The sequence below is a fragment of the Devosia sp. genome (assembly GCF_034675085.1).
Taxonomy (GTDB): domain Bacteria; phylum Pseudomonadota; class Alphaproteobacteria; order Rhizobiales; family Devosiaceae; genus Devosia.
Map to the genome: position 1 here is coordinate 1 of NZ_JAUCDN010000001.1, position 21,827 is coordinate 21,827.

General features: G+C 64.2%; 19 protein-coding genes. 2 read left to right on the plus strand and 17 right to left on the minus strand.

The window, feature by feature from the left end:
- Window positions 1-978 (plus strand): UDP-N-acetylglucosamine 4,6-dehydratase family protein (locus tag VDP82_RS00005; protein WP_323012776.1); only part of this gene is annotated, 978 nt, incomplete at its 5' end.
- 1 nt (window position 979) lies between these two features.
- Here VDP82_RS00005 and VDP82_RS00010 read toward each other — a convergent pair.
- From VDP82_RS00010 to VDP82_RS00060, 11 genes are all read right to left on the minus strand, one after another.
- On the minus strand, window positions 980-2,578 hold the full coding sequence (locus tag VDP82_RS00010) for a Na/Pi symporter (protein WP_323012777.1): 1,599 nt from the start codon (window positions 2,576-2,578) through the stop codon (window positions 980-982).
- Between the two features lie 24 nt (window positions 2,579-2,602).
- The gene (locus VDP82_RS00015; protein ID WP_323012778.1) at window positions 2,603-3,448 is read right to left on the minus strand and encodes a universal stress protein; all 846 of its coding nucleotides are present in this window, start codon (window positions 3,446-3,448) and stop codon (window positions 2,603-2,605) included.
- 219 nt (window positions 3,449-3,667) lie between these two features.
- A complete protein-coding gene (locus VDP82_RS00020; RefSeq protein WP_416347054.1) occupies window positions 3,668-4,495 on the minus strand; it encodes a formylglycine-generating enzyme family protein in 828 nt (275 codons plus the stop codon).
- Window positions 4,496-4,605: 110 nt separating this feature from the next.
- Window positions 4,606-5,661, minus strand: coding sequence for a sn-glycerol-3-phosphate ABC transporter ATP-binding protein UgpC (locus tag VDP82_RS00025; RefSeq protein ID WP_323012780.1), 1,056 nt, complete (start codon window positions 5,659-5,661; stop codon window positions 4,606-4,608).
- A gap of 77 nt (window positions 5,662-5,738) precedes the next feature.
- Window positions 5,739-6,773 (minus strand): LacI family DNA-binding transcriptional regulator, encoded by a 1,035-nt coding sequence (locus VDP82_RS00030; protein ID WP_323012781.1) that lies wholly within the window; start codon window positions 6,771-6,773, stop codon window positions 5,739-5,741.
- Between the two features lie 15 nt (window positions 6,774-6,788).
- Window positions 6,789-8,081 carry a sulfatase-like hydrolase/transferase gene (locus tag VDP82_RS00035; RefSeq protein ID WP_323012782.1) on the minus strand — a complete coding sequence of 431 codons (1,293 nt, stop codon included), beginning with the start codon at window positions 8,079-8,081 and terminating at the stop codon, window positions 6,789-6,791.
- 20 nt (window positions 8,082-8,101) lie between these two features.
- Window positions 8,102-8,938: a carbohydrate ABC transporter permease gene (locus VDP82_RS00040; protein ID WP_323012783.1), complete on the minus strand. Its 837-nt coding sequence runs from the start codon at window positions 8,936-8,938 to the stop codon at window positions 8,102-8,104.
- Window positions 8,938-9,825: a sugar ABC transporter permease gene (locus VDP82_RS00045; protein ID WP_323012784.1), complete on the minus strand. Its 888-nt coding sequence runs from the start codon at window positions 9,823-9,825 to the stop codon at window positions 8,938-8,940. Before VDP82_RS00045 ends, VDP82_RS00040 begins: the two co-directional genes overlap by 1 nt.
- A 63-nt stretch (window positions 9,826-9,888) precedes the next feature.
- Window positions 9,889-11,130 (minus strand): sugar ABC transporter substrate-binding protein, encoded by a 1,242-nt coding sequence (locus VDP82_RS00050; RefSeq protein WP_323012785.1) that lies wholly within the window; start codon window positions 11,128-11,130, stop codon window positions 9,889-9,891.
- Window positions 11,131-11,390: 260 nt separating this feature from the next.
- Window positions 11,391-12,815, minus strand: coding sequence for an aldehyde dehydrogenase family protein (locus VDP82_RS00055; RefSeq protein WP_323012786.1), 1,425 nt, complete (start codon window positions 12,813-12,815; stop codon window positions 11,391-11,393).
- A 24-nt stretch (window positions 12,816-12,839) separates the two neighbouring features.
- Window positions 12,840-14,795: a beta-galactosidase gene (locus tag VDP82_RS00060; RefSeq protein ID WP_323012787.1), complete on the minus strand. Its 1,956-nt coding sequence runs from the start codon at window positions 14,793-14,795 to the stop codon at window positions 12,840-12,842.
- A gap of 202 nt (window positions 14,796-14,997) precedes the next feature.
- Between VDP82_RS00060 and VDP82_RS00065 the strand changes: the two genes are divergently transcribed.
- Complete coding sequence (locus VDP82_RS00065) at window positions 14,998-15,837, plus strand: helix-turn-helix domain-containing protein (RefSeq protein ID WP_323012788.1); 840 nt, start codon at window positions 14,998-15,000, stop codon at window positions 15,835-15,837.
- A 57-nt stretch (window positions 15,838-15,894) separates the two neighbouring features.
- Here the strand turns inward: VDP82_RS00065 and VDP82_RS00070 are convergent, their stop codons facing one another.
- The 6 genes from VDP82_RS00070 to VDP82_RS00095 form a co-directional block, all read right to left on the minus strand.
- On the minus strand, window positions 15,895-16,683 hold the full coding sequence (locus tag VDP82_RS00070) for an ATP-binding cassette domain-containing protein (protein ID WP_323012789.1): 789 nt from the start codon (window positions 16,681-16,683) through the stop codon (window positions 15,895-15,897).
- Between the two features lies 1 nt (window position 16,684).
- Complete coding sequence (locus VDP82_RS00075) at window positions 16,685-17,815, minus strand: ABC transporter permease (protein ID WP_323012790.1); 1,131 nt, start codon at window positions 17,813-17,815, stop codon at window positions 16,685-16,687.
- A 63-nt stretch (window positions 17,816-17,878) separates the two neighbouring features.
- Complete coding sequence (locus VDP82_RS00080; RefSeq protein WP_323012791.1) at window positions 17,879-18,784, minus strand: sugar ABC transporter substrate-binding protein; 906 nt, start codon at window positions 18,782-18,784, stop codon at window positions 17,879-17,881.
- 51 nt (window positions 18,785-18,835) lie between these two features.
- The gene (locus VDP82_RS00085) at window positions 18,836-19,630 is read right to left on the minus strand and encodes an SDR family oxidoreductase (RefSeq protein WP_323012792.1); all 795 of its coding nucleotides are present in this window, start codon (window positions 19,628-19,630) and stop codon (window positions 18,836-18,838) included.
- A complete protein-coding gene (iolG, locus tag VDP82_RS00090) occupies window positions 19,623-20,645 on the minus strand; it encodes an inositol 2-dehydrogenase (RefSeq protein ID WP_323012793.1) in 1,023 nt (340 codons plus the stop codon). The genes VDP82_RS00085 and iolG overlap by 8 nt, the downstream gene beginning before the upstream one ends.
- Window positions 20,642-21,820 (minus strand): Gfo/Idh/MocA family oxidoreductase, encoded by a 1,179-nt coding sequence (locus VDP82_RS00095; protein WP_323012794.1) that lies wholly within the window; start codon window positions 21,818-21,820, stop codon window positions 20,642-20,644. Before VDP82_RS00095 ends, iolG begins: the two co-directional genes overlap by 4 nt.
- Between the last annotated feature and the right edge of the window lie 7 nt (window positions 21,821-21,827).

The following is a 21,827-nucleotide window of genomic DNA, read 5'->3' on the forward strand; positions in this document are numbered from 1 at the left end:
GGCTCGATCGGCTCGGAGCTGACGCGCCTCATCGCCAAGTGGCGCCCCGCCAAGCTGGTGCTGCTGGAAGCCAACGAATTCGCGCTCTACCAGATCAACCGGCAGTTGCGCAGCCTCGTCTCGGATCTGACCATCGTGCCGGTTCTGGGCTCGGTGACCGATGAATTGCTGGTGCGGCGCGCGCTGGTGGAACACGGGGTCAAGGTGGTCTTCCATGCCGCTGCGCACAAGCATGTGCCGCTGGTGGAGGACAATCCGCTGGAAGGCATTCGCAACAATGTCTTCGGCACGGCCACCATCACCCGCCTGGCCTTTGAATGCGGCGTGGAAAACTTCGTTCTCATCTCCACCGACAAGGCCGTGCGCCCCAGCAACGTCATGGGCGCCACCAAGCGCTGGGCCGAGCTGATCGTGCGCTATTACGGGCGCCTCGCCGAAGCCGAAGGCCGGGGCGCCAAATTCTGTGCGGTCCGCTTTGGCAACGTGCTCGGCTCCAATGGGTCGGTGGTGCCTCTTTTCAAGGAGCAGCTTGCCCGTGGCGGCCCCATCACCCTTACCCATGAGGAGATGACGCGCTACTTCATGTCGATCCACGAGGCGGCCGAACTGATCGTGCAGGCGGGTGGATTGTCGGAGGGCGGCGACATCTTCCTTCTGGAAATGGGCGAACCGGTTCGCATTCGCGACCTGGCCGAAAACATCATTCATCTGGCCGGCCTCAGCGTCCGGTCCGAAGCCAATCCGCAGGGCGACATCGCCATCGAGGTCATCGGGATGCGTCCGGCCGAAAAGCTGCATGAGGAGCTTTTTTACGACCCCGACCAGGTCAAGCGCACCCGCCACAGCAAGATCCTGCGCGCCAAGCGCACCGAATGGAGCAATCTCGACATCGAGGCGGGCCTCGCCCGGCTGGGCGAGGCGCTCGCCACCCAGGACGCCGATCAGGCCCGCGCCATCCTCTTCGAGCTGGCGCGCTAACCTACCCCGCAGCCTGCCCCTCGCCGGGCTTGAGGTAGGCCGCGGCGGCCAGGATGCGCAGGCGCGAGCGGGTGGTGACGTAGCTGATGCGCTTGAGCGCCTGGGCCCAGGCCAGGCCCTGGTCGATCCGCTCGACGCTGGAGAGGCGGTGGGCCAGTTCCTGCAGCAACAAATGCTTGAAGGCGTCATAGGCGCTTTCCGCGCTCTTTTGCGCCGCCAGCGCGATCTCGGGCCGGTCCTCTCCTTCGGCGGGCAGGACCAGGCAGGCCAGGACCGCATCGACCAGCGCCTGCCGCAAGGGGCCGCCCAGCGCCGGATCGGGCGTTTCGGGGGGCAGGGCCAGCAATTCCTCGCCATGCTGAAGCGCCCGCACCAATTCGGGAATGGCGTGGGCCGCCGCATCGGAAAAAGGCTGCGCCGTCATGGCGGTATCGACGAATCCCCGGATTTGCTCGAGCAGCAGCCTTATGCCGCGCCGGCGCGTCGCAGCCGGCCGCACCGGGCCGGCCTCGAGCCGGTCGCGGGCAAATTCCATGCTGAGGCGCAAGGCCCGGCGCGTCTCGTGATAAAGTCCAGATGCGGCCAGGTCGGGCACGCCGACAATGGTGGCATCGAGAAATTGCGGGCGCGCCAGCTCTTCCTCGGCCGAAACGAAAAGCCGGGAGATGACTTTGAACAGGAGCGGCGCCAGCGGCCAGATCAGCACCACGCCCATCAAATTGAGCAGGGTGTGGAACGCCGCCAGCACCAGAACGCCATCGGCCGGAAGGCCGGCCCATTTCAGCCCTTCGGCGCAGACCCACAGATAAAGCGGCAGCATGCAGAAGGCGGCAAGGGCGGCGATGAGGCTGAACAGCACTTCCGAGAGCGCCGTGCGCCGCGCTGCCGCCGTCGCGCCCATGGCGGCGATGACCGCCGGCGAGGTCATGCCGATATTGGCGCCCACGATGATCGCGGCGGCCGGGGCCAGCGCGATGGCGCCGCCGGAAAGGGCAGTGAGGGTAATGGCCAGGGTGGCGCTGGCCGATTGCGTCATCAGCGTGAGCACGATGCCCGCGACCATGAAGACGACGAGCCCGACCACGCTGTTTTCGTCCACCCCGATCGCCTCGGCGGAAAAGCCAAAGCCGGCAAAGGCCGATTGCAGAATGCCGATGCCCATGAAAAAGGCGCCGAACCCGGCCGCCGCCCGCCCCAGCCCCGCCAGGCGCGGCCTGTCGCCGGAAAACAGCTGCACCAGCATGCCCAGCCCGATCAGCGGCAGCCCGAACCCGGTCATGCTGAAGCGCACCCCGGCGATGGCCACCAGCCAGCCCGTGGTGGTGGTGCCCACATGGGCGCCGAACACCACCCACACCGCCTGTTGCAGGCTGAGAAAGCCGGCATTGACGAAGCCGAGCATGGAGACGCTGGTGGCCGAGGACGATTGCACGATGGCGGTGATGACCGCCCCGGCGACGAGCCCGCGCCCGGCCGTGCGGGTCCAGCGCCCGAGGATGGATTTCAGCGTCGGCCCGGCGGCCAGCCGCAAGCCGTCGGTCATCATGCTCATGCCGAGCAGGAAAAGGCCGATGCCGCCCAGAAAAGCCGCTATGTCCACGCGCCCCCCTCGTCCCCCGCCATTTCAGCGCGCCGCTATCAGAACATCGCAGGCCGCCGCCGACAAGACGGCGCGCGCCACGCTGCCCAGCAGCATCTGCGCGGCCGCGTCGCGCCCATGTGTGCCCAGAGCCACCAGATCGACCCGCCGGCTGCGCGCCCGCCGCAGCAGCACCGCGCGGGCGCTGCCGTGCACCAGCCGCAGCCGCAGGGGCTCGACGCCGGCAAAGGCGATTTCGAGCCGCTCGCGCGCGCCCGCCAGCCGCGCCTGGCGATAGCGCGCGATACCGGGCTCGGGGGTGCCGGCGCGCCGCAGCGCCTGCTCGAAGGAAAGCGGGATGTCCACCACATGCAGATGCTCGAACACCGCCTCCGGCGCCAGCGCCCGAGCGGCTTGCGCGGCCGAAAGCGATTGCGGGGACAGATCGGCGGCAACGACCACCTGGCGATAGGGCCCTTGCGCCGGGCGCCGCACGACCAGCACCGGAACGGTGGCTTCGCGCACCAGCCGATCGGCGGTGGAACCGAAAATCTTCTCGCGCAAGGTGCGTGGCCGGCCGGGGCCGATGACGAGGAGCCCGGCCTTTTCCATGGCGATCAAACCCGACAGCACCTCGAAGGGCCGGCCCCAGGCAATGCGGATGTCAGCTGCAAGGCCGCCGGCCAGCTCGGCCAGCCGCGCCGCCGCCGCCTCTTGCAAAAGGCTGGCGGCACCTTCCAGGTCGAGCCCTTCGGCCTCCGCCGCGGGCGGCGCCTCCAGCACATGCACCAGCACCAGCCGGGCGCCGTGCTGCCCGGCCAACTGGCCCGCCCGCGCCAGCACCGGCCCATCGGTACCATCCAGCGCCAGCCCGGCAATGATCGTCTCCATAGCCCCTCCGCGCAACCGCGCCAAAGAAAAACCCCGGCCTCCAGGGGAGGCGGGGCCGATATATAGCCTGTTTTGCGGGAGAATGATTGCGGGGGCAGGATTTGACGGTTTCGGCAGCCCTGTCCACGACGCGCTGTTCCAGCCAGGGCGCCTTGGCCGCCAGATGCCGAAGCTCACCGGCAACGAACTCGGCCGGCGCTCCGCTTTTCGAGTGAAACGCTAAAGGTCGAACACCAGCCGCAAGCCGGTGTGGCCGGTGGTGGAATCAGGCGTGTTGCCCATGCGCGCAGCGATGCGATAGCGATGGCAATAGCTGGCGTGACACAGGTAGGAGCCGCCTTTGAGCAATTTGCGGCCGTCGCCGGCACCATTGGCGCGGCGCCCCGATTCGCGCAGCGAAAACACGCGATAGGGCTCGGCGCTCCATTCCCAGCAATTGCCGGACATGGCGAACAGGCCGTAGCCATTGGGCGCAAAGCAGCGGGCCGGCGCCAGGCCGAAATAGCCGTCCAGGGCGAGGTTGCGATAAGGGAATGCGCCCTGCCAGATGTTGCACGGCATGAAACTGGTATCGTCGGGCGCCCGGTCGCCCCACGGATAGATCGGGTCGGGCAGCCCGCCGCGGGCCGCGTGTTCCCATTCCGCTTCGCTGGGCAATCGCCCTCCCGCCCAGGCGGCGAAGGCCCGGGCATCGTTCCAGGAGACGTGAACGACCGGATATTCCTGCCTTCCATCCAGGCTGGAGGTGGGGCCGAAGGGCGTTTTCCAGCTGGCGCCCTCGACATTGCGCCACCATTCCGCACCCACCACCCCGGCCGTGGCCGCTACGCCGCTCACTTCGGCGTAGAACACATAGGACCAGCCGAAACGCTCCGCTTCCGTGACATAGCCGGTTGCGGCGACGAATTGGCCGAATTGGTCATTGGTGACCGTGGTCACGCTCATTCGAAATGGCGCGATGCGCTGCCGGCGCGGGGGCCCCTCCCCATCATTGCCGTGCAACGGCGTCGCCGTGCCAACCCAGACATCGCCCCCCGGGATCGGCACGGTCTCGATGGCGAGACCGGCGCCACGCCCTGGCGTGGCCGGCGCGGCCGGCGGCGTTGCCGGACCGCGCGCCGGGGCGGAACAACACGAGATCGGGCCGGACCGGGCGCTCACAGTGCCAGGCCGGTTTCCCGGTCGAACAGATGATGTTTGCCGGCCGTGGGAACAAGGCGAACCGTGTCTCCCGGCGCGAGAAGCAGGCGCTGCTTGACGCTGGCCTGAACCTCGCCGCCACCGCATTCGCAGGAGAGCAGCGTTTCGGCGCCGGTCGGCTCCACCAGCGTCACCCTGGCGGTGAGCGCATCGGCGGCATCGGACGTCACCAGATCCTCGGGGCGAATCCCGAAATCGATGGCCTGCCCCGCGGGCAGTTGATGCGGCACGCGCAAATGCTGCCCATCGGCCAGGGCAATGATGTTGTCGGCCATGGCGGTGGCCGGCAGGACATTCATGGCGGGCGAGCCGATGAAGGTCGCGACGAAGCGATTGGCCGGCCTGTCGTAAAGCTCAAGCGGAGTGCCGATCTGGGAGATATGGCCGGCATCCATGACGATGATCTTGTCGGCCATGGTCATGGCTTCGATCTGGTCATGGGTAACGTAAACGATGGTGGTCCGCAGCTTCTGGTGCAGCGCCTTGATCTCGGCACGCATTTTGACGCGCAGCTTGGCATCGAGATTGGAAAGCGGCTCGTCGAACAGGAACACCGCCGGGTCGCGTACGATGGCGCGCCCCATGGCGACGCGCTGGCGCTGGCCTCCCGAAAGCTGGCTGGGGGTGCGGGCAAGCAGATCATTGAGGCCCAGAATATCGGCGGCGGCATTGACCTTGGCGTCGATCTCCGCCTTCGGCACCTTTTTGAGCCGCAGCGAGAAGCCCATATTCTGCGCCACCGTCATATGCGGGTAGAGTGCATAGTTTTGGAATACCATGGCGATATTGCGATCCTTGGGAGCCAGATCGTTGACCACCTGCCCGGCGATCTTGATCTGGCCGCCGCTGATATCCTCCAGCCCGGCAATCATGCGCAGCAGGGTGGATTTGCCGCACCCGGACGGTCCCACCAGCACGGCAAATTCGCCCTTGGCGATATGGGCGTCGATACCATGGATGACATGGTGCGCCCCGTAGGATTTCACGATGGCTTCAATATCAATATGCGACATGGCACGCCCATTTTCTGTGGCTTGGACCGGCTTGCGCCATGGCCTCGACGCCGGATGCAGATGACGACAGCACGGCTTCACGCACTGTCGCGGTTAAACAAGACCCAGGGCACGGTGAATTGCCGGGGCGCGATCACGCCACGGCTTTCGACCACCGACATGAAGTGCTCGGCCGCCTCGGTCAGCGACACCCATTCCGGACCGATGGTGGTCAGGCGCGGATTGGCGTAGTAGCCGGCCTCGGCGTTGCCGCAGCCGACCACGGCGATATCCTCCGGAACGCGCAGCCCCAGGCGTTTGAATTCTTCAACCATGGTGACGGCGGAAACGTCGGATTCCACCAGAACCGCCGTGGGCGGCTTGGGCATGGCGGCGATCTCCCGAGCCACGCCGGCCGCCGCATCGCGCGACTGCGCGCCATCGACGATGCTCAGCGTAATCGCCCCCGCCAGTTCCGCTTCCAGCCGCAATAGATGCTGGACCCGCGTATTGATGATCTTGCGCCGGTTTTTGACATAGATGAAATCGGTGTGACCCAGCGTCATCAGATGCGTCATGGCCTGTTGCAGCGCGGCAATGCGATAATGATTGACCACGGAATAGGATTTCGGCGTTGCCGAAGGGTGGATCACCAGGCAGGCGCGGTTCTGCCGGGCGAAGGGCTCGAACAGGTCTTCCACCTCGTCGGTCGAGAACAGTTCCGCGTCGGCGATGATCCCATCGGCCAGCCCCGATTCGACCTCGCTGATAATCTTGCGGTAGCCCGCCATGTCATGGCCGGTCATCACCAGGGTCAACACGCCCCGGCTATTGGTGACGGCCTGAATGTCGCTGGTCATCTTGTCGGCAAACGGAATGCCGAGCTTGGGCAGCAGCAGGCAGACCCGCTCAGTGCGTTGCCGGCGCAGGTGGCGGGCCGTCTTGTTGGGCACATAGCCCAATTGCTCGACGGCCTGGCGGATGCGCTCGCGCGCGCTCTGCCCCACGCGCAGGCTGTGTTCCTTGCGATCACTGAAATAATAGGAGACGGCCGCCGGCGACACGCCCGCAATCAGCGCGACATCCGCCATGGTCGCGGCCTTGGCCTGCTCATTTTCCGGTTCCATCGCCATCAAGGTCTCACGGTTTTATGGCGCATGTGCTCCCCGGATTTCCGGTCGGGGCTCGCCGGCGCCGATCAGGCGCGCGATCAACGACTCGCGCAATTCATCAAGCACCGGACGATAGTGGGGATCGGTGACCAGATTGGTCAATTCATGCGGATCGGTCTCCAGGTCATAGAGGTGGGTTTCAACATAGCATGGACTGTTCATCGCCGCAGTGGCATCGGCCTCCGGGGCCCCGACCTCATATTTCCAGCGCCTCGTGCGCAGGGCGCGGCCCATATGGTCTTCGCTGATCTGTATGAACACCGAGTCGAAATAATCCTCGGGAGAGGCCAGCAGGGAAACGCCCTGCATGGCCTCGGGCACCGGGATGCCGGCGGCATCGAGCAGGGTCGGGGGCAGGTCGATCAGGCTGGCCAGCCCGTCGAACGCCCCCCTCCCCTCGAAGACCGGCCCGTAAAAGAAGGTGGGCACCCGGATCGAGGCCTCATGACAGGAGCGCTTGTATTCGCGGTTGCGGGTACGGAAATGGCAACCGTGATCGGAGGTGAACAGGATGATGGTATTGTCCAGCGCATCCAGGCTGATCAGGGCGTCGACCAGCCGCCCCAGCGCCTCGTCGAGCCGTTTTATCATGCCCATATAGCCGGCATAATGCGGCTGGCTATTGCCCACCAGCGTGGCGAGATCCTCCGGGAATTCCAGCCTCGGCTCCAGGGCCTCGGCATAACCGACCGGGGCGGGATAGGTGTCGGACTGGTTCTGGTGATGCGGCTCGAGGAAGGACAGGTAAAGAAAAGAGGGCTCGTCGCGCGGCGTGGCGATGTAGCGGATCGCCGCATCGGTCAGCGCATCGACACGGTAGCCCGGCAGCTTCACCGCTTCATCGGCCTCGTCATAGACCACGGTATCATAGGCAAAGGAGGTGAATTCCAGAATATTGGAAGCCAGCCAGCTCTGATAGCCGCCACGCTCCTCCAGGCGCACCGGGTCGGCGCTGCCCAGGTGCCATTTGCCGATATAGCCGGTGTGGTAGCCGGCGGCGCGGAAATGATGCGCCAGGGTTTTCTCGTCCCGCGGCAATGGAATGGAATTGCTGAAGCAACCCGTGGTGGTGGGGTATTTTCCGGTCTGCATCGCCGAACGCGCCGGGCCGCAGACCGGCTGGCAGGTGAAGGAATGGGGCACGAACATGCCGGCCTGGGCCAGGCGATCGAAATTGGGCGTCACCTGCATCGGATTGCCGTGCAGCCCGACGCTGTCCCAGCGCTGCTGATCGGTAAAAAACACGATGACGTTGGGCTTGGCAGCCATTGCAGGAGGTCCTTTTTCCGTCATTTCATGCCGCTCATCATCACCGAGCGAACGAAATAGCGCTGCATGAACACAAAGATCAGGAAGCTGGGCAGGAACAGGATGAGGCCGCCTGCGGAGGTCAGGTTCCACTGGGTGAAGAATTCGGAGTTGAACAGCGCCAGGCCGGTGGTGATCGGGCGCATCTCCATCGTGGACACCACGATCAACGGCCAGAGAAACTCGTTGAACTGGAACACGAAGGTCAGCAGGCCCAGCGTGGCCAATGCCGGCTTGAGCTGCGGCAGCACGATTTCCCAATAGATCCGCAGATCGGAGGCGCCATCGATATAGGCGGCTTCGATCAGCTCGTTGGGGATGGGCAGAATGAACTGGCGCATCAGGAAGATGCCATAGGCGCTCATGGCGAAGGGCATGATCAGCCCCTGATAGGTGTTGAGCCACCCCATTTCCGCGGTGAGGATATAAAGCGGGATCATGCGGATGAAGAACGGCAGCATCAGCGTCGACAGCAACGCGCCGAACAGCATGCGCTTGCCGAAGAAATGCATCTTGGCAAAGACGTAGGCCACCAGCGGATCGAACAGCAGATGCAGGATGGTGATGCCGCCCGCGACGATGAAGCTGTTGAGCACGAAGCGGGCGAAGGGCGCCTTGTGCCAGATATCGACATAATTGGTGAATTGCAGCTCGGACGGGAACAGCACCGGCACGCCGCTATACATTTCGGCGTCGCTCTGGAGCGACAGCGAGACCATGTAGAAAAACGGAAACAGGGCCACCAGCACGCAGATGGCCAGCACGCCATAAACCACGATCGGGTAGTCGACAGCCTTTTTGCGGGTTGCGACGGCCATCAGTAAACGACCTCTTTATTCAGCAGCTTGAACTGCAAATAGGTGATCAGCATGATGGCGATCAGCATCAGGAACGACAGCGCCGAGGCGTAGCCGATATTGAGCTCCCTGAAGGCCGTTTCATAAACATGCAGCGAATAGAGCCGGGTCGCGTCCGCCGGGCCGCCGCCGGTGAGCAGGATCGGCGCCGTGATGTCCTGCAGATGCGAAATGGTGCTGATGACGGCGATGAACAGCGTCGTGGGCACCAGCAGCGGCACGGTGATCTTGGTGAACATCTGCCAGCGCGTCGCGCCATCGAGAGCCGCCGCCTCGTAAAGATGCTGCGGAATGCCCTGGATGCCGGCGATATAGATCAGCATGGCATAGCCGATATCCTTCCACACCACGATGCCGATCATGGTGGGCAAGGCGGCGGATGGGGTGCTGAGCCAGTTCTGCGTCGGCAGGTTGAGGGTCATCAGCACGTTGTTCAATATCCCGGTATAGGGATCGAGAATGCTCTTCCACATCAGCGCCACGATGACGAAGGAGATGATGTAGGGGAAAAAAATGATGGCGCGGATGGCGTCGCGCGCCTTGATCGGGCCCGACAGGATGGCCGCCAGCCCAAGGGCCGGAATCAGGGTCAGCACCGTGGCGGAGACCGCAAAGATCACCGTGCGGATGAAGGCGGCACGCACGCGCGGATCGGTCAGCGCCTCGATATAGTTGCCAAGACCGGCAAACTGCGCCTCACCGATCAGGGGCCGCCCCCGGAAAAGACTGGCCCACAACTCGACGGCGATCGGATAGAAAAAATACAGCAGGAAATAGGCAATGGCCGGGAGCAGCAGGAGATAGGCTAGAAGGCCCTGCCGAAATCTCCAGTTCTTGAGCAATTTCATTCGAGGAGATCCCGTTGAGTGGGGAAGATGCGCAACCGCACGGCCGCGCATCTTCCTGGCGCATCAGTTCGCCAGATAGGCGTTGGCTTCGGCCGCGGACTGGGTCAACACGTCCCTGGCCGGCTTGTTGTTATAGAGGATGTCCTCCATCGCCGACTTGAACATCTCCTCGACCCGTGCGGTCTTGCCGGTGGGATCGAGCAGGGCCGTCACCTCGCGCGAATAGGGCAGGCACTGGCCGAATTTGTTCAAAACGGGATCGGCCTGGGTCGCCTCCTGCTCACCCCAGGATTTGCGCGGCATGGTCATGCCGTTCTCCACCGAGGCGACCAGCTCGGTTTCGAGCGAGGTAAAGCGCTTGATCAGCTCCCAGGCCTGATCGGGGTGTTTTGCCGAGGCCGGGATCATCAGACCGACCCCACCCGCGACGGTCATCTGCCGCTCATTGGTCAGGCCAGGCGCCACATCCCAGTTCAGATTGGGATTGCCGGTCTTGATCGGCCCCACGTCCCAGGGACCGGTCAGGATCATTGCCGCCCGCCCGGCGGTAAACAGCTTCTGCGGCCCTTCATAATCGACGCCGGCCACGGGCAGGGGCGCCACCTGGTCCTTGTGGATCATGTCGGCGAGGAACTGGACGGCCTCGATGGCCGCATCGCTGTCATAGGTCACCTTGTTGGTGGCCGGATCGTAATAATCCCCGCCATTCTGGAAGATCCAGGGCCAGTGATACATGGGCACCTGGTTCGGCACGAAGCCGAACTTGCCATTCTTGGTCGTGGCCCGGGCCACATTCATGAACTCGTCCCAGGTCGTGGGCGGCGCATCGAACCCGGCGTCTTTGAGCATATCCACATTATACACCAGCGCCACGCAGGTGAGGTGCATCTGGATGCCGTAATACTTGCCATCATACATATTGCGTTCGACGGAAAAGTCGTACCAATCGTCCGGATAGCCGATGGTCTTGCCATCGGCGGCAATATAGTCGTCCAGCGGCATCAGCAGGCCCTGGCCGCCGAATTCGCTGATCCACGGCCCCTGCCCCGACACCAGGTCGGGCGCGTTCTTGACGGAAAAATCCGCGACAAGCTTGGTCCGCATCTCGGGCCACTGATACCGCTCCCACTGCACGGTCCAGCCTGGATTGTCAGCCTCGAAGCCCTTGATGACCTCGGCGTAAGCCTCATAGGCGTGACCGGCATTCCAGTAGATCGTCAGTGTTTCAGCCTGAGCCGCCGTCGTTAGCAGCAGCGCCGAGACGCCAAGCGCCATATGACGCGACAACCGAGCTACAATTCCCATTCGCCCCTCCCTTGGGTCACAGGTAAAACTGAATTCAGATTAATCGATTAACTTACTACGACAACAAAATACCACGCAGGCACGACATTTTGGCAGATACGAAAACGGATGAAGTTAATCCATTAACTTGAAAAAGACGCATTGTCAACGGCTTGGCGCGATTGTTGCGATTTTTTCGGCGGTTCAAACCTTGTTCACGCCGAAAGCGCGGGGAAACGGGCGCGTCCGCAACAGCGCCCATTGCCGATATGCAATGGCTCTCAATGGCCCCAGCCAGCGACGCCCTTGATCTCCAGAAAGTCATCCAGGCCATATTCGGCATATTCGCGGCCATTGCCGGATTGCTTGTAGCCGCCGAAGGGCAGGCCGGTATCCCAGGCTGGATAGTTCATGAACACATTGCCGCTGCGCATCTTTTTGGCGAAGCGCCGGCCCTGCTCGATATCGCTGGTCTGCAAGTAGCTGGCCAGGCCATAGGGCGTGTCATTGGCCATGTGCACGGCCTCATCGGTGGTGCCATAGGGCAGGATGGCCAGAACCGGCCCGAAAATCTCCTCTCGGGCGATGCGCATATCGGGCGTGACGCCGGCAAAAATGGTCGGCTTGACGAAATAGCCGCCCGCAAGCCCCTCGGGCCGCCCCGGCCCGCCCGTCACCAGGATGGCGCCTTCCTCGATCCCGCTCTGGATCAGGGCCTGGATTTTATCGAACTGCAACGCGCTGACCACCGGCCCGAGCACCACGCCCGGCTGGTCGGCCGCGCCAACCACGAAGGCGGTTGCGGCGCGCCGGGCGATGGCGATGACCTCGTCATGCCGATCCCGGGGCACCAGCATCCGGGTCGGGGCATTGCACGATTGCCCCGAATTGCCAAAGCAACCCTTCACGCCCTTGGTGACGGCGGTCTCCAGATCGCAGTCCGGCAACAGGATATTGGCCGATTTGCCGCCCAGTTCCTGGGCGACGCGCTTGACGGTGTCGGCTGCCGCCTTGGCGACGGCGATACCGGCGCGGGTCGAGCCGGTGAAGGACATCATGTCGATATCGGGATGGCTGGACATGGCCGCCCCCACGGTCGGGCCATCGCCATTGATCAGGTTGAACACACCCTTGGGCGTTCCGGCCTCGTCCATGATTTCGGCGAAGATCAGGGCGCTGAGCGGGGCCAGCTCGCTCGGCTTGAGGATCATGGTGCAGCCCGCCGCAATGGCCGGCCCCACCTTGCAGGTGATCTGGTTGAGCGGCCAGTTCCAGGGCGTGATCAATCCGGCCACCCCGATCGGCTCCTTGAGCACCATGGATGTGCCCTTCCGATGCTCGAAGCGATAGTCGCGCAGCACCTCGATCAGCTTTTCCAGATGGCCGTCGCCGGAGCCGACCTGGCTGTCGCGGGCGAAAGGCAGCGGCGCGCCCATTTCCTGGGAAATGGCCCGCGCCAGATCGTCGGCGCGCTGGCGGTAGACGCGTAGGATGCGTTCCAGCAATTCCAGCCGTGCGCCGCGCTCGGAAAAACCGAACTCGGCAAAGGCCCGCCGTGCGGCGGCGACAGCGCGATCGACATCGGCCGCCGAACCCATGGCGATGGTGGTGAAAGCCTGTCCGGTGGAGGGATTGATTACCTCTCGCGTCGCCGGCGCCACCGGATCGACCCACTGACCCTCGATATAAAACTGATGTGTGTTCAAGGTTGTCGCCTTTTTATCTGAAGCTCACGCAGGGGCGCGGAAACGGCCGACGCCGCAAGGCGGCAGGACGGGCCCGCCGAGGATGGCCGTTCGCCCGGCGGCAAGGTCCGATACGTCGACCGGCTCGGGGCCATGGTTGAAAACATAACGGTCTGGGCCATTGTCGCGCAGCCGGATGTCGCGATGCAGCCTGGTCGCGCCGATGCCGGCCTCTGCCAGCAGATGAGCCACGACGCGATCGGCATAGGCGGCGTTGGGTTGGCCCGAGAGATAGTGGATGCCATCGCGGACACAGAAGGCGATCTGCCCATCGGCGGTGTGGTCGAGCACGGCCACGCCGTCGGCGGCAGTCACCTGCTCGCACCAGATCTGCAACGCACACCCCTCATGCCCGGCAATGCCGATGCCGGCATTGGGCGGCAAGGTCTCGACGCGCGTCACCCGGATCGGCAGGCGGGCCTGCGCCGCCGCACCGGGCGGCAGTGTATCGGGAATTGAGAAATCGGGCGTGCGCGATCCGGTGCGCGGACCCAATAGCACCACCTGCCCCCGCTGCCCAAGCCCCGCCATCAGGGAGGCATCCAGGCTCATCAGCCCCGGCGCCAGCACGAGCGCATAGCCGGCGACGCCTGCGGCGGTCGGCGGCACGACGTCGACGCTCACCCCATGGCGGCGCAGGGCGCGATAAAACGCCAGCACCAGCTTGCGATAATTGAACTCGCGGCCTTGCGGCTGAATCTGCCAGGCCCAGTCGCTCTGATAGTCGAAGACGATGGCCACCCTGGCGCGCGACGCTCCGACCTGAGTGGAGTTGCCGATTTCCTGCGCGACCTGCGCGGCCACGCCCAGCGCTTCATTGGCCGCGCCATCGGGCAGCAACAGCGCTTCATGCATCTGTTCCTGCGCGAAGGGAGCCTGCCGCCAGCGGAAATAGCTGACCACTTCGGCGCCTGCGGCAAAGGCTTCCCAGGTCCAGAGCCGCACCGCGCCCGGCGCGGGGGCCGGATTGTGCGGCGCCCAGTTCACCGGCCCCGGCTGCTGCTCCATCACCCACCAGCGTCCGCGCCCGCAGCCGCGATAGAGGTCGTGGAAGAAGGCCTGAAAATCGGGATCGCCGACGCGCAGATAGCGCAGCTTGTGCTCCTCGTCGCAGTCATCCAGATCGAGAAAGCCGAGCGGATAGCTGTCCCAGCTCGCCACATCCAGATCCTGCGACAGGCGCCAGTGATCGAACAAGGTCGGCTTGCCCATGAAATTATGCAGAACGTCGCGGCCCGGCGACAGGGCGCGCAGCACCTCGGCCTGCACCGCATTGAAGGCCACCACCTGGTCCGAGCTATAGCGTTGGAAATCCAGCCGATGGATGGGCATCGCCTCGGCCACGGTCAGATTGGGCAGTTCGACCGCATCGAACGAGGCATATTCCATCGACCAGAATACCGTGCCCCAGGCGGCGTTGAGCGCGTCGATGCTGCCATATTTGTCGGCCAGCCAGCGCCTGAACCCGGCCAGTGCCGCCGGCGAATAGCTGAGGCCGGTATTGTGGTTGGCATATTCATTGTCGATCTGCCAGGCGACCACGGCCCGATGCTGGCCGAAGCGCTCGGCCAGCGCGGCGACGATGCGACGGCATTCCGCGCGATAGCCGAGATGGCTGAAACAATAGTGCCGGCGCGAGCCAAAGCCGCGCACCCGCCCCTCGGCATCGACCGGCAGCAGGTCGGGCATCCGGTCGACCAGCCATTTCGGCGGCGTGGTCGTCGGCGTACCGATGATGACCTGCAGGCCCTCGGACGCCAGCACATCGATGGCCCGTTCCAGCCAATCGAAGGCATAGCGCCCGGCTTCCGGCTCCAGCCGCGACCAGGCGAATTCTCCCACGCGCACCAGCCTGATACCGGCTTCGCGCATCATGCGGGCGTCGACGGCCCAGCGCGCTTCGGGCCAATGCTCGGGATAGTAGCAAACACCAAGTTTCAAGATGGACGCTCCGGACGACGCAGGGCAGGCCATGGGCGGAAGGCAGGCTGCCGATGCATTGACGCTAGTCACAAAAGCGGGGATCATCTTCCCGATAATCTAATTTCATTTCCTGGAATGTAAGATCAGCGCCCCCGCCCGAACCCTCTACCGAGAGGACTGCTTCTACGCCGATGGCGCCACCGGCCTGCCGCTGACGCCGGTGATCGACAATCATGGCTTCTGCGCGGCGCCGACGCTGGTGGTGCGCCCCATGCCGGGACCGCACATGCATAGCCAGATCGAGCTCAACCTGTTGTTGCAGGGCTCGATGGAATTGTGGTTCGACAATCGGCGCTTCACCATTGGCGCGGGAGAACTGGTCTTGTTCTGGGGCATGCTGCCGCACCAGGTCACCGCCTGTTCGCACGATGCGCAATTCGTCGTCATCCATGCACCGATGGCGCTGATGCTCAATTTGTCGCGCGGTTGCAGTCTGCGCGAAGCCTTGTTTGCGGGCGCCTTGGTCAAGGCCGACAAGCTCCTCAGCTACGAACAGGCGCAATTGTTGCAATGGCGCGCCGATATCCTGCACCCCGGTGGCGCGCGGGAGAATATCCTCGAAGAGGAAGTATCTGCCCGGATCCGCCGTATCGTCAGCGATGGCTGGTCGCGCCTCAGCGGCGCCGAAGCGCGCAGCGCAACCCGGAAGCCGGCCGGGCATGAACGGCTGCGGGCGGTCGAAAGCATGACGCGCTTCATTTTCGAGAATGGCCACACCGAAATCACTGCCGAACAGGTGGCCAGATCGGTCGGCTATCATCCAAACTATGCCATGGCCGTGTTCAAGCGCAGCGTCGGCATCAGCATCAAAAAGGCCATTCTCCGGCATCGGCTCGATACCGCTCAAGCCCTGCTGCTATCGACCGACCGCGCCATTTCCGATGTGGCGTTCCACTCCGGTTTCGGCTCGCTCTCCAGCTTCTACGCCGCCTTCACCAAGCGCTTCAACGCCAGCCCGGTCGCGTTCCGCTCCCAGGTCCGCAAGACCGTGCCGACCTGAGAGCAAACCAGGCGCGCCCCATCTCGCCGCGGAGATCGACCATGGGCCGCCCGAGGCTTATCCGGCCCCGATATCGGCCAGCTCCCTGGCGAGGTCGCGGATTTCGACGCCTCCGGCCATCAGATGCCGAATATCGGCATCGGCCATATCCGCCTTGGTCCCGCCGCCGATCACTTCGCCCAGGGCCAGAAAGGTGAAGCGGTCAGCCACGAGCTTGGAATGCACTTCATTGTGGGTGATGAAGATGATGGCGATGTCGCCCCGCGTCCTGACCCGCATCATGGTCTTGAGCACTTCCATCTGCTGCTTCTGGCCCAGTGCCGAGGTGGGTTCGTCCAGGATGAGCACCCTGGCGCCGAAATAGATCGCACGGGCGATGGCCAGCGTCTGGCGCTGTCCCCCCGACATGGTGCCCACCACCTGCTGAGGATCGGAGATATTGATGCCGATCTTGACCATTTCATCATGGGTTATCCGGTCCATTTCGTTCATCCTGAGCAGGCCGAACGGCCCTGGGCCGATCCGCAGTTCCCGCCCCATGAAGAAGTTGCGCGTGACGCTCATGAGCGGATTGAGGGCGAGGTCCTGATAGACGGTGCCGATGCCGGCGCGGCTGGCGTCGCGCGGAGAACGGAAGGCCACCGGCGCTTGATTGACATAGATCCGGCCTTCGGTCGGCTGGTGAACGCCGGCCAGGATCTTGATCAGGGTGGACTTGCCCGCGCCATTGTCTCCAAGCAAGGCATGAACCTCGCCGGGATAGATGTCGAGGTCGATGCCATTGAGCGCGGTGAACGGGCCGAAACGCTTGACGACGCCTTCGAGGCGAATGACCGGAATTGCCATCTCACAAGCCTCCGGTGATGCGCTTGCGGATGCCCTCGTTGAGGAACACCGCGCTGAGCAGCACCACGCCGACAAAGACGCGGTAATAGCTGCCGTCGATCGCGGGAATGAAGAAGACCGCATTGGCGACCAGGCCGAAGGTTATGGCGCCGAACAACACGCCGACCACGGAACCGAAGCCGCCGGTCATCAGCGTGCCGCCGACCACGGCTATGGCTATGGCTTCCAGCTCCTTGAGATTGCCCTTGGCGGCATCGGAGGTATTGGTCTCGAACACCTGGCAGGCGGCGAAGATCGTGGCGCAAAAGGCCGTGAACATGAACAGGCCGATACGCACCTTGTCCACCGGCACGCCGTTGGCGCGGGCGCTCTCCGGGTTGTCGCCGGTGGCATAGATCCAGTTGCCGGCCTGCGTGCGCGACAGCACGATATAGGCGACCAGCGCAATAACCAGCCACCACACCAGCCGCGCGTCGAAGCCGGTGACCCACTGGACGCCGGCGCGATTGAGATTGCCCCCGAGAGCGAACCAGATGTCGTAGAACCAGCCCAGGCTCTCGCCCCCGAACATCCGGGCAAACCAGTCGCTCTGCTTGTAGTCGGGCAGGCCAGAGATCTGGGTGGATTGATTGATGAGGCGGAAGCTGACTTCGGTGGCGCCGCGCAGGAAAAAGAGAAAGGCCAAGGTCACGATGAAGCTGGAAAGGCCCGACCGCACGACGATGAAGCCGATCAGCCAGCCGATGGACAAGGTCATGACCAGGGTGAGCGCAAAAGCGCTCAGGGGCGTTGCCGGCCCCAGGCCGAAGGGCAGGCCCCATTTGAGCATCATGGCCATGGCCATGCCGGCAAAGCCGATCATCGATCCGATCGACAGATCGAATTCGCCGGCGATCATGAGCAGGCAGGCGCCGGTGGCGATAATGCCGAATTGCGAGATGATCGAAAGATTGTTCTTAAGACCCAGCGGGTTGAGGGCCGTGCCGCCCGAGACGACGGCAATCGCGACAATGACCACGGCCATGACCACGAAGGCGCCGACCTCGGGTCGCCTCATCAATGTGCGGATCGTGCCGCCTTTGTTCAGCCTGTCCACCTCGGACCGGCCGGTGCGAGACACTGTCCCGGACATGACTTCTCCTCCTAATAGGCGGACAGCCGCACATCGCGGCCGTCCCGTTATTGTGTTGTCTGCCTAGCGATCGACGCCCGCCAGTGCCTCCACCGCCGCGGCATTCGACTGATCGACGAATCCCGGGCCAGAGGGCACATCCGAGCCGGGCAACAGTCCGCCCCCGGTGGTGTAGAGGTGAAGGAAGATCACGGGGAGATAGCCCTGCAAGCGTTGCTGCTGATCGATCGCATACGCGACCTTGCCGTCCTTGATGAGATTGATCACACCCGGCGTCAGGTCGAAGCAGGAGAGATGGATGTCGGCGCCGACGGAGTCGATGGCCGCCGCCGCGGCCTCGCAGACATGCGGCCCCACGGCCAGCAGCGAATCGATATCGGTGTTCGACTGCAAGGCGGCCGCCGTCCTGGCCTCAATTTGCGCGACGTCATTGGAGACGTCGATCATGTTGAGCGGCCTGCCCTCGAAATAGCCTTCGCACCGCTCGACGAGCGAGGCGTTGAACGCCTCGTGGTTGAGGCACAGTCCGTTGACCGCGCCCTCCTCGCGCGCCCGCCGTCCGGCAGCCTCGCCCGCCAGGCGTTCGGGCTGGCCGATATGCATGATCGCACCGACCGACCTGGAAAAATCTGCGCCGGAATTGATGGTAATGACCGGAACGCCGGAAGCGACAGCCGCCTGGATGGCGGGGCCGAGAGCGCCGACATCGGGCAGCGACACCACGATCCCATCGGGCTGGGTGGCGGTGGCCGCTTCGATCAGGCTGGCCATATCGGCCATGTCGCCGGAGGGGGCGAAATTATACTCGAAATCCGCCCCGATCGCCGCAGCGGCGTCCCGGCCGCCTTTTTCCACCACGGGCCAGAATGTATCGGTTCCCTGGGTGTGTGTGATCATCACATAGCGTTCGGCAAAGGCCGTGCTGGTCATCAAAAGCAGCGCGGTGGCTGCAAGCGTCAGGTTCCTCATGAGGTTCTCCTCCCTTTGTTGAGGTGCTCCGAAGAGCGGCACATAGCGGCCCTATTCGGGATACGAGCCCGCAACGTTCTGGTCGTAGTCGATCAGCGCGCCGGTCATGACGCCGGCCTGGGCGCTCAGCAGGTAGCTGGCCAGGCCGGCAAGCTCGTGTGGCTTGCACAGCTGCCCCATGGGCTGGCCGGCCTCGGCCCGGTCGAGCCAGCCATCGGTCGCGCCATGATATTTGCGCTGGGTGATGTCCTCTCCCGGCGTATCCATCCAGCCAGGCAGGATGGCGTTGCAGCGGATGCGGTCGAAGCGATAGGCATTGGCGACGTTCTTGGTCAGCGTCGCCAGCGCGCCCTTGGAGGCGGAATAAGGCGCCAGGTAGGACTGGCCGCAATGAGCGCATTGCGAGAGAATGTTGACGATCGATCCGCCGCCGCCCTTCTCCAGGCGATGCTTGACGAAGCCCTGCATCAAAAAGAACGGCGCCCGCGCATTGGTGTCGAACATCTGGTCCCAGAGGTCCACCGAGGTGTCGAGCAGGGTGCCGCGAGCGCCGAGCGCCGCGGCATTGATCAGCGCATTAACCTCGCCAAAGGCCGAGACGGCGGCATCCACGATCCCCAGACACGCATCGACATCCTGCAAGTCGAGGGAGACGAACCGCGTATCGGCGCCGGCCGCTCGAAGCTCGGCTATTGCCGCCTCGCCCTTGGCCGCATCACGACCCGCAAGCATGAGCTTCCGGCAGCCCTCGGCCACGAGCTGGCGGGCAATCGCCAGGCCGACCCCCTGGGCGCCGCCGGTGACGATGGCAGCGGTGTGGGCATGACGGGTATCCAGATCAGACATGTTCGAAATCCTGTTCGGGGCCGGTCAGGTGGATGGTGCGGCCGTGCTTGAGGGACGCTGTCGCTGCTTCGGCGAGATAGGCTGCCATCAACCCGTCCAGGGCATTGACCGGCATGTCCCGCCCTTCGCGGGCGCAGTCGAGGAACAGCCGGATTTCGGCGGTATAGGACGGGCCATAGCGCTCCATGAAGAATTCGAGGATCGGCGCGGGCGCCCCCGGCACATCCTGGCTGTAGGCGGTAAATCCCGACTGGCGCGGATTGTCGGAGACGAGCATGCCGTGCGCGCCGAAGGCCTCGATGCGCTGGTCGAATCCGAAGGCGCAGCGCCGGGAATTGAGGATGGTGACGATGGTCCCGTCCTCGGCCAGCATGGTTACGCTGGCGGTATCGACATCCCCCAGCCGGCCGATTTCCGGGTCGATAATCGAGGAGCCATGCGCCGTGACCGACACCATATTCTTGCCGACGATGGAGCGCGCCATGTCGAAATCATGGATCATCATGTCGCGGAACAGCCCGCCCGAGCGCGGCACGTATTCGAGCGGCGGCGGGAACGGATCGCGGCTGGTGATGGTCAGCTGCTCCAGCCGGCCGATGCGTCCGGCATGCACGCCCTCCCGAACGGAAGCATGCCCACGGTCGAAACGGCGATTGAAGCCCAGAAAGACTTTTCGAGCCGCCGCCTCTCCGACCGTGGCGATGAATTCGCGACTGGCGGCGTAGCTCGAAGCCAGCGGCTTTTCGCAAAGCACCGGCTTGCCCGTCTTCACCGCCTCATAGAGCAGCTCGACATGGGTGTCGGACGAGGTGGCGATCATGATCGCGTCCACCGCAGGATCGGCCATGGCGTCGGCCGCCGAGGCGGCGGCGCGGGCGCCGGTCGACTTGGCCAGGGCCTCGGCGGCTTCGGACACCGGATCGTAGATCGCAGCGATGCTGGCGCCGGCTGCGATGATCGAGGCGGCATGGACTTTCGCCATGCGGCCCGCACCCATGATGGCAATTTTGCTCATGCGAGGTCTCCTAGGCCGATACGACGGTCCTCGGCGGCCGACCGCTCCATCGCCGCGATGATCTTTTGATTTTCGAAGCCGAAGCGGAAATCGGGGAAGCACCCGCCCGAACTCATGATCCCCTGGATCAGGTCGTGGACCTCGATCACCTTGACGTCGAAATACCCCAGCCCGCCGCCGGCAAAGTCGAAGCCGAAAAACCCGTTGAATTGCTCGACCTGGCTGCCGGCCAGAAGCGTCTTGAAGCCACGGTCGTGCTTCTCGTCGCCATAGCGGGCGATCTTGAGCTCGTTGAACCGCTCGCCATCCATGACGATGGTGCCTTCGGTGCCGGAGACCTCCCAATAGACGCCGAAGATCTTGCCCGCGGCGATGCGGGAAGATTCGATTGTGCCGCCGGCGCCATTGGCGAAGCGCACCAGCGACTGGAACTGGTCCTCGTTCTCGACCGCGAGCCGCGCGCCCGATGCATCGACGCTGGCGCCATAGCCCGAACCGCCGCCCGGAGCCGGGCGGGTCTTGAAGAAGGTCTGCTCCTGACCCGAGACGCTTTCGATGCCCCCCATCAGGAATTGCGCCACGCTGATGACGTGCGAGCCCAGATCGCCGAGAGAGCCCGAGCCCGCCTGCTGCCGCGAGCAGCGCCAGCTCCAGGCCATTTCCGGGTCGTTGAAAAAGCCCTGGTCGAACCAGCCGCGAAAACGGGTGGGCGTGCCGATATCGCCACGCTCGATCAGGCGCTTGGCAAGCAGGGCGGCCGGCGTCTTGATATTGTTGAACGCCACCATGGTCTTGACGCCGCGCTTCTCGGCCGCTTCGGCCAGCGCCCTGGCGTCTTCGAGCTTCACGGTGAGGGGCTTTTCGCAATAAACATGCTTACCGGCCGCGATGGCCGCCATGGCCATCTCCACATGCATGGCGTTGGGCGTGGTGATGTCGACAATGTCGATCTCCGGATCGGCAATCATGGCGCGCCAATCCGACGTCGCCTTGGCGAAGCCGAACCGCGCGGCGGCGGCATCCGCCAGCTCCTGACTGGCGTCGGCCAGCGTATGCAGCGCCGGCACCGCCGGAAGGTCGCGGTAAAGAAGGGCCGCGCGCCGGAATGCGTCGGCATGGGCCTGCCCCATGAAGCCGGAACCGATCAGGCCGATGTTCAAAATCTTGCGCGTCATGACGTCC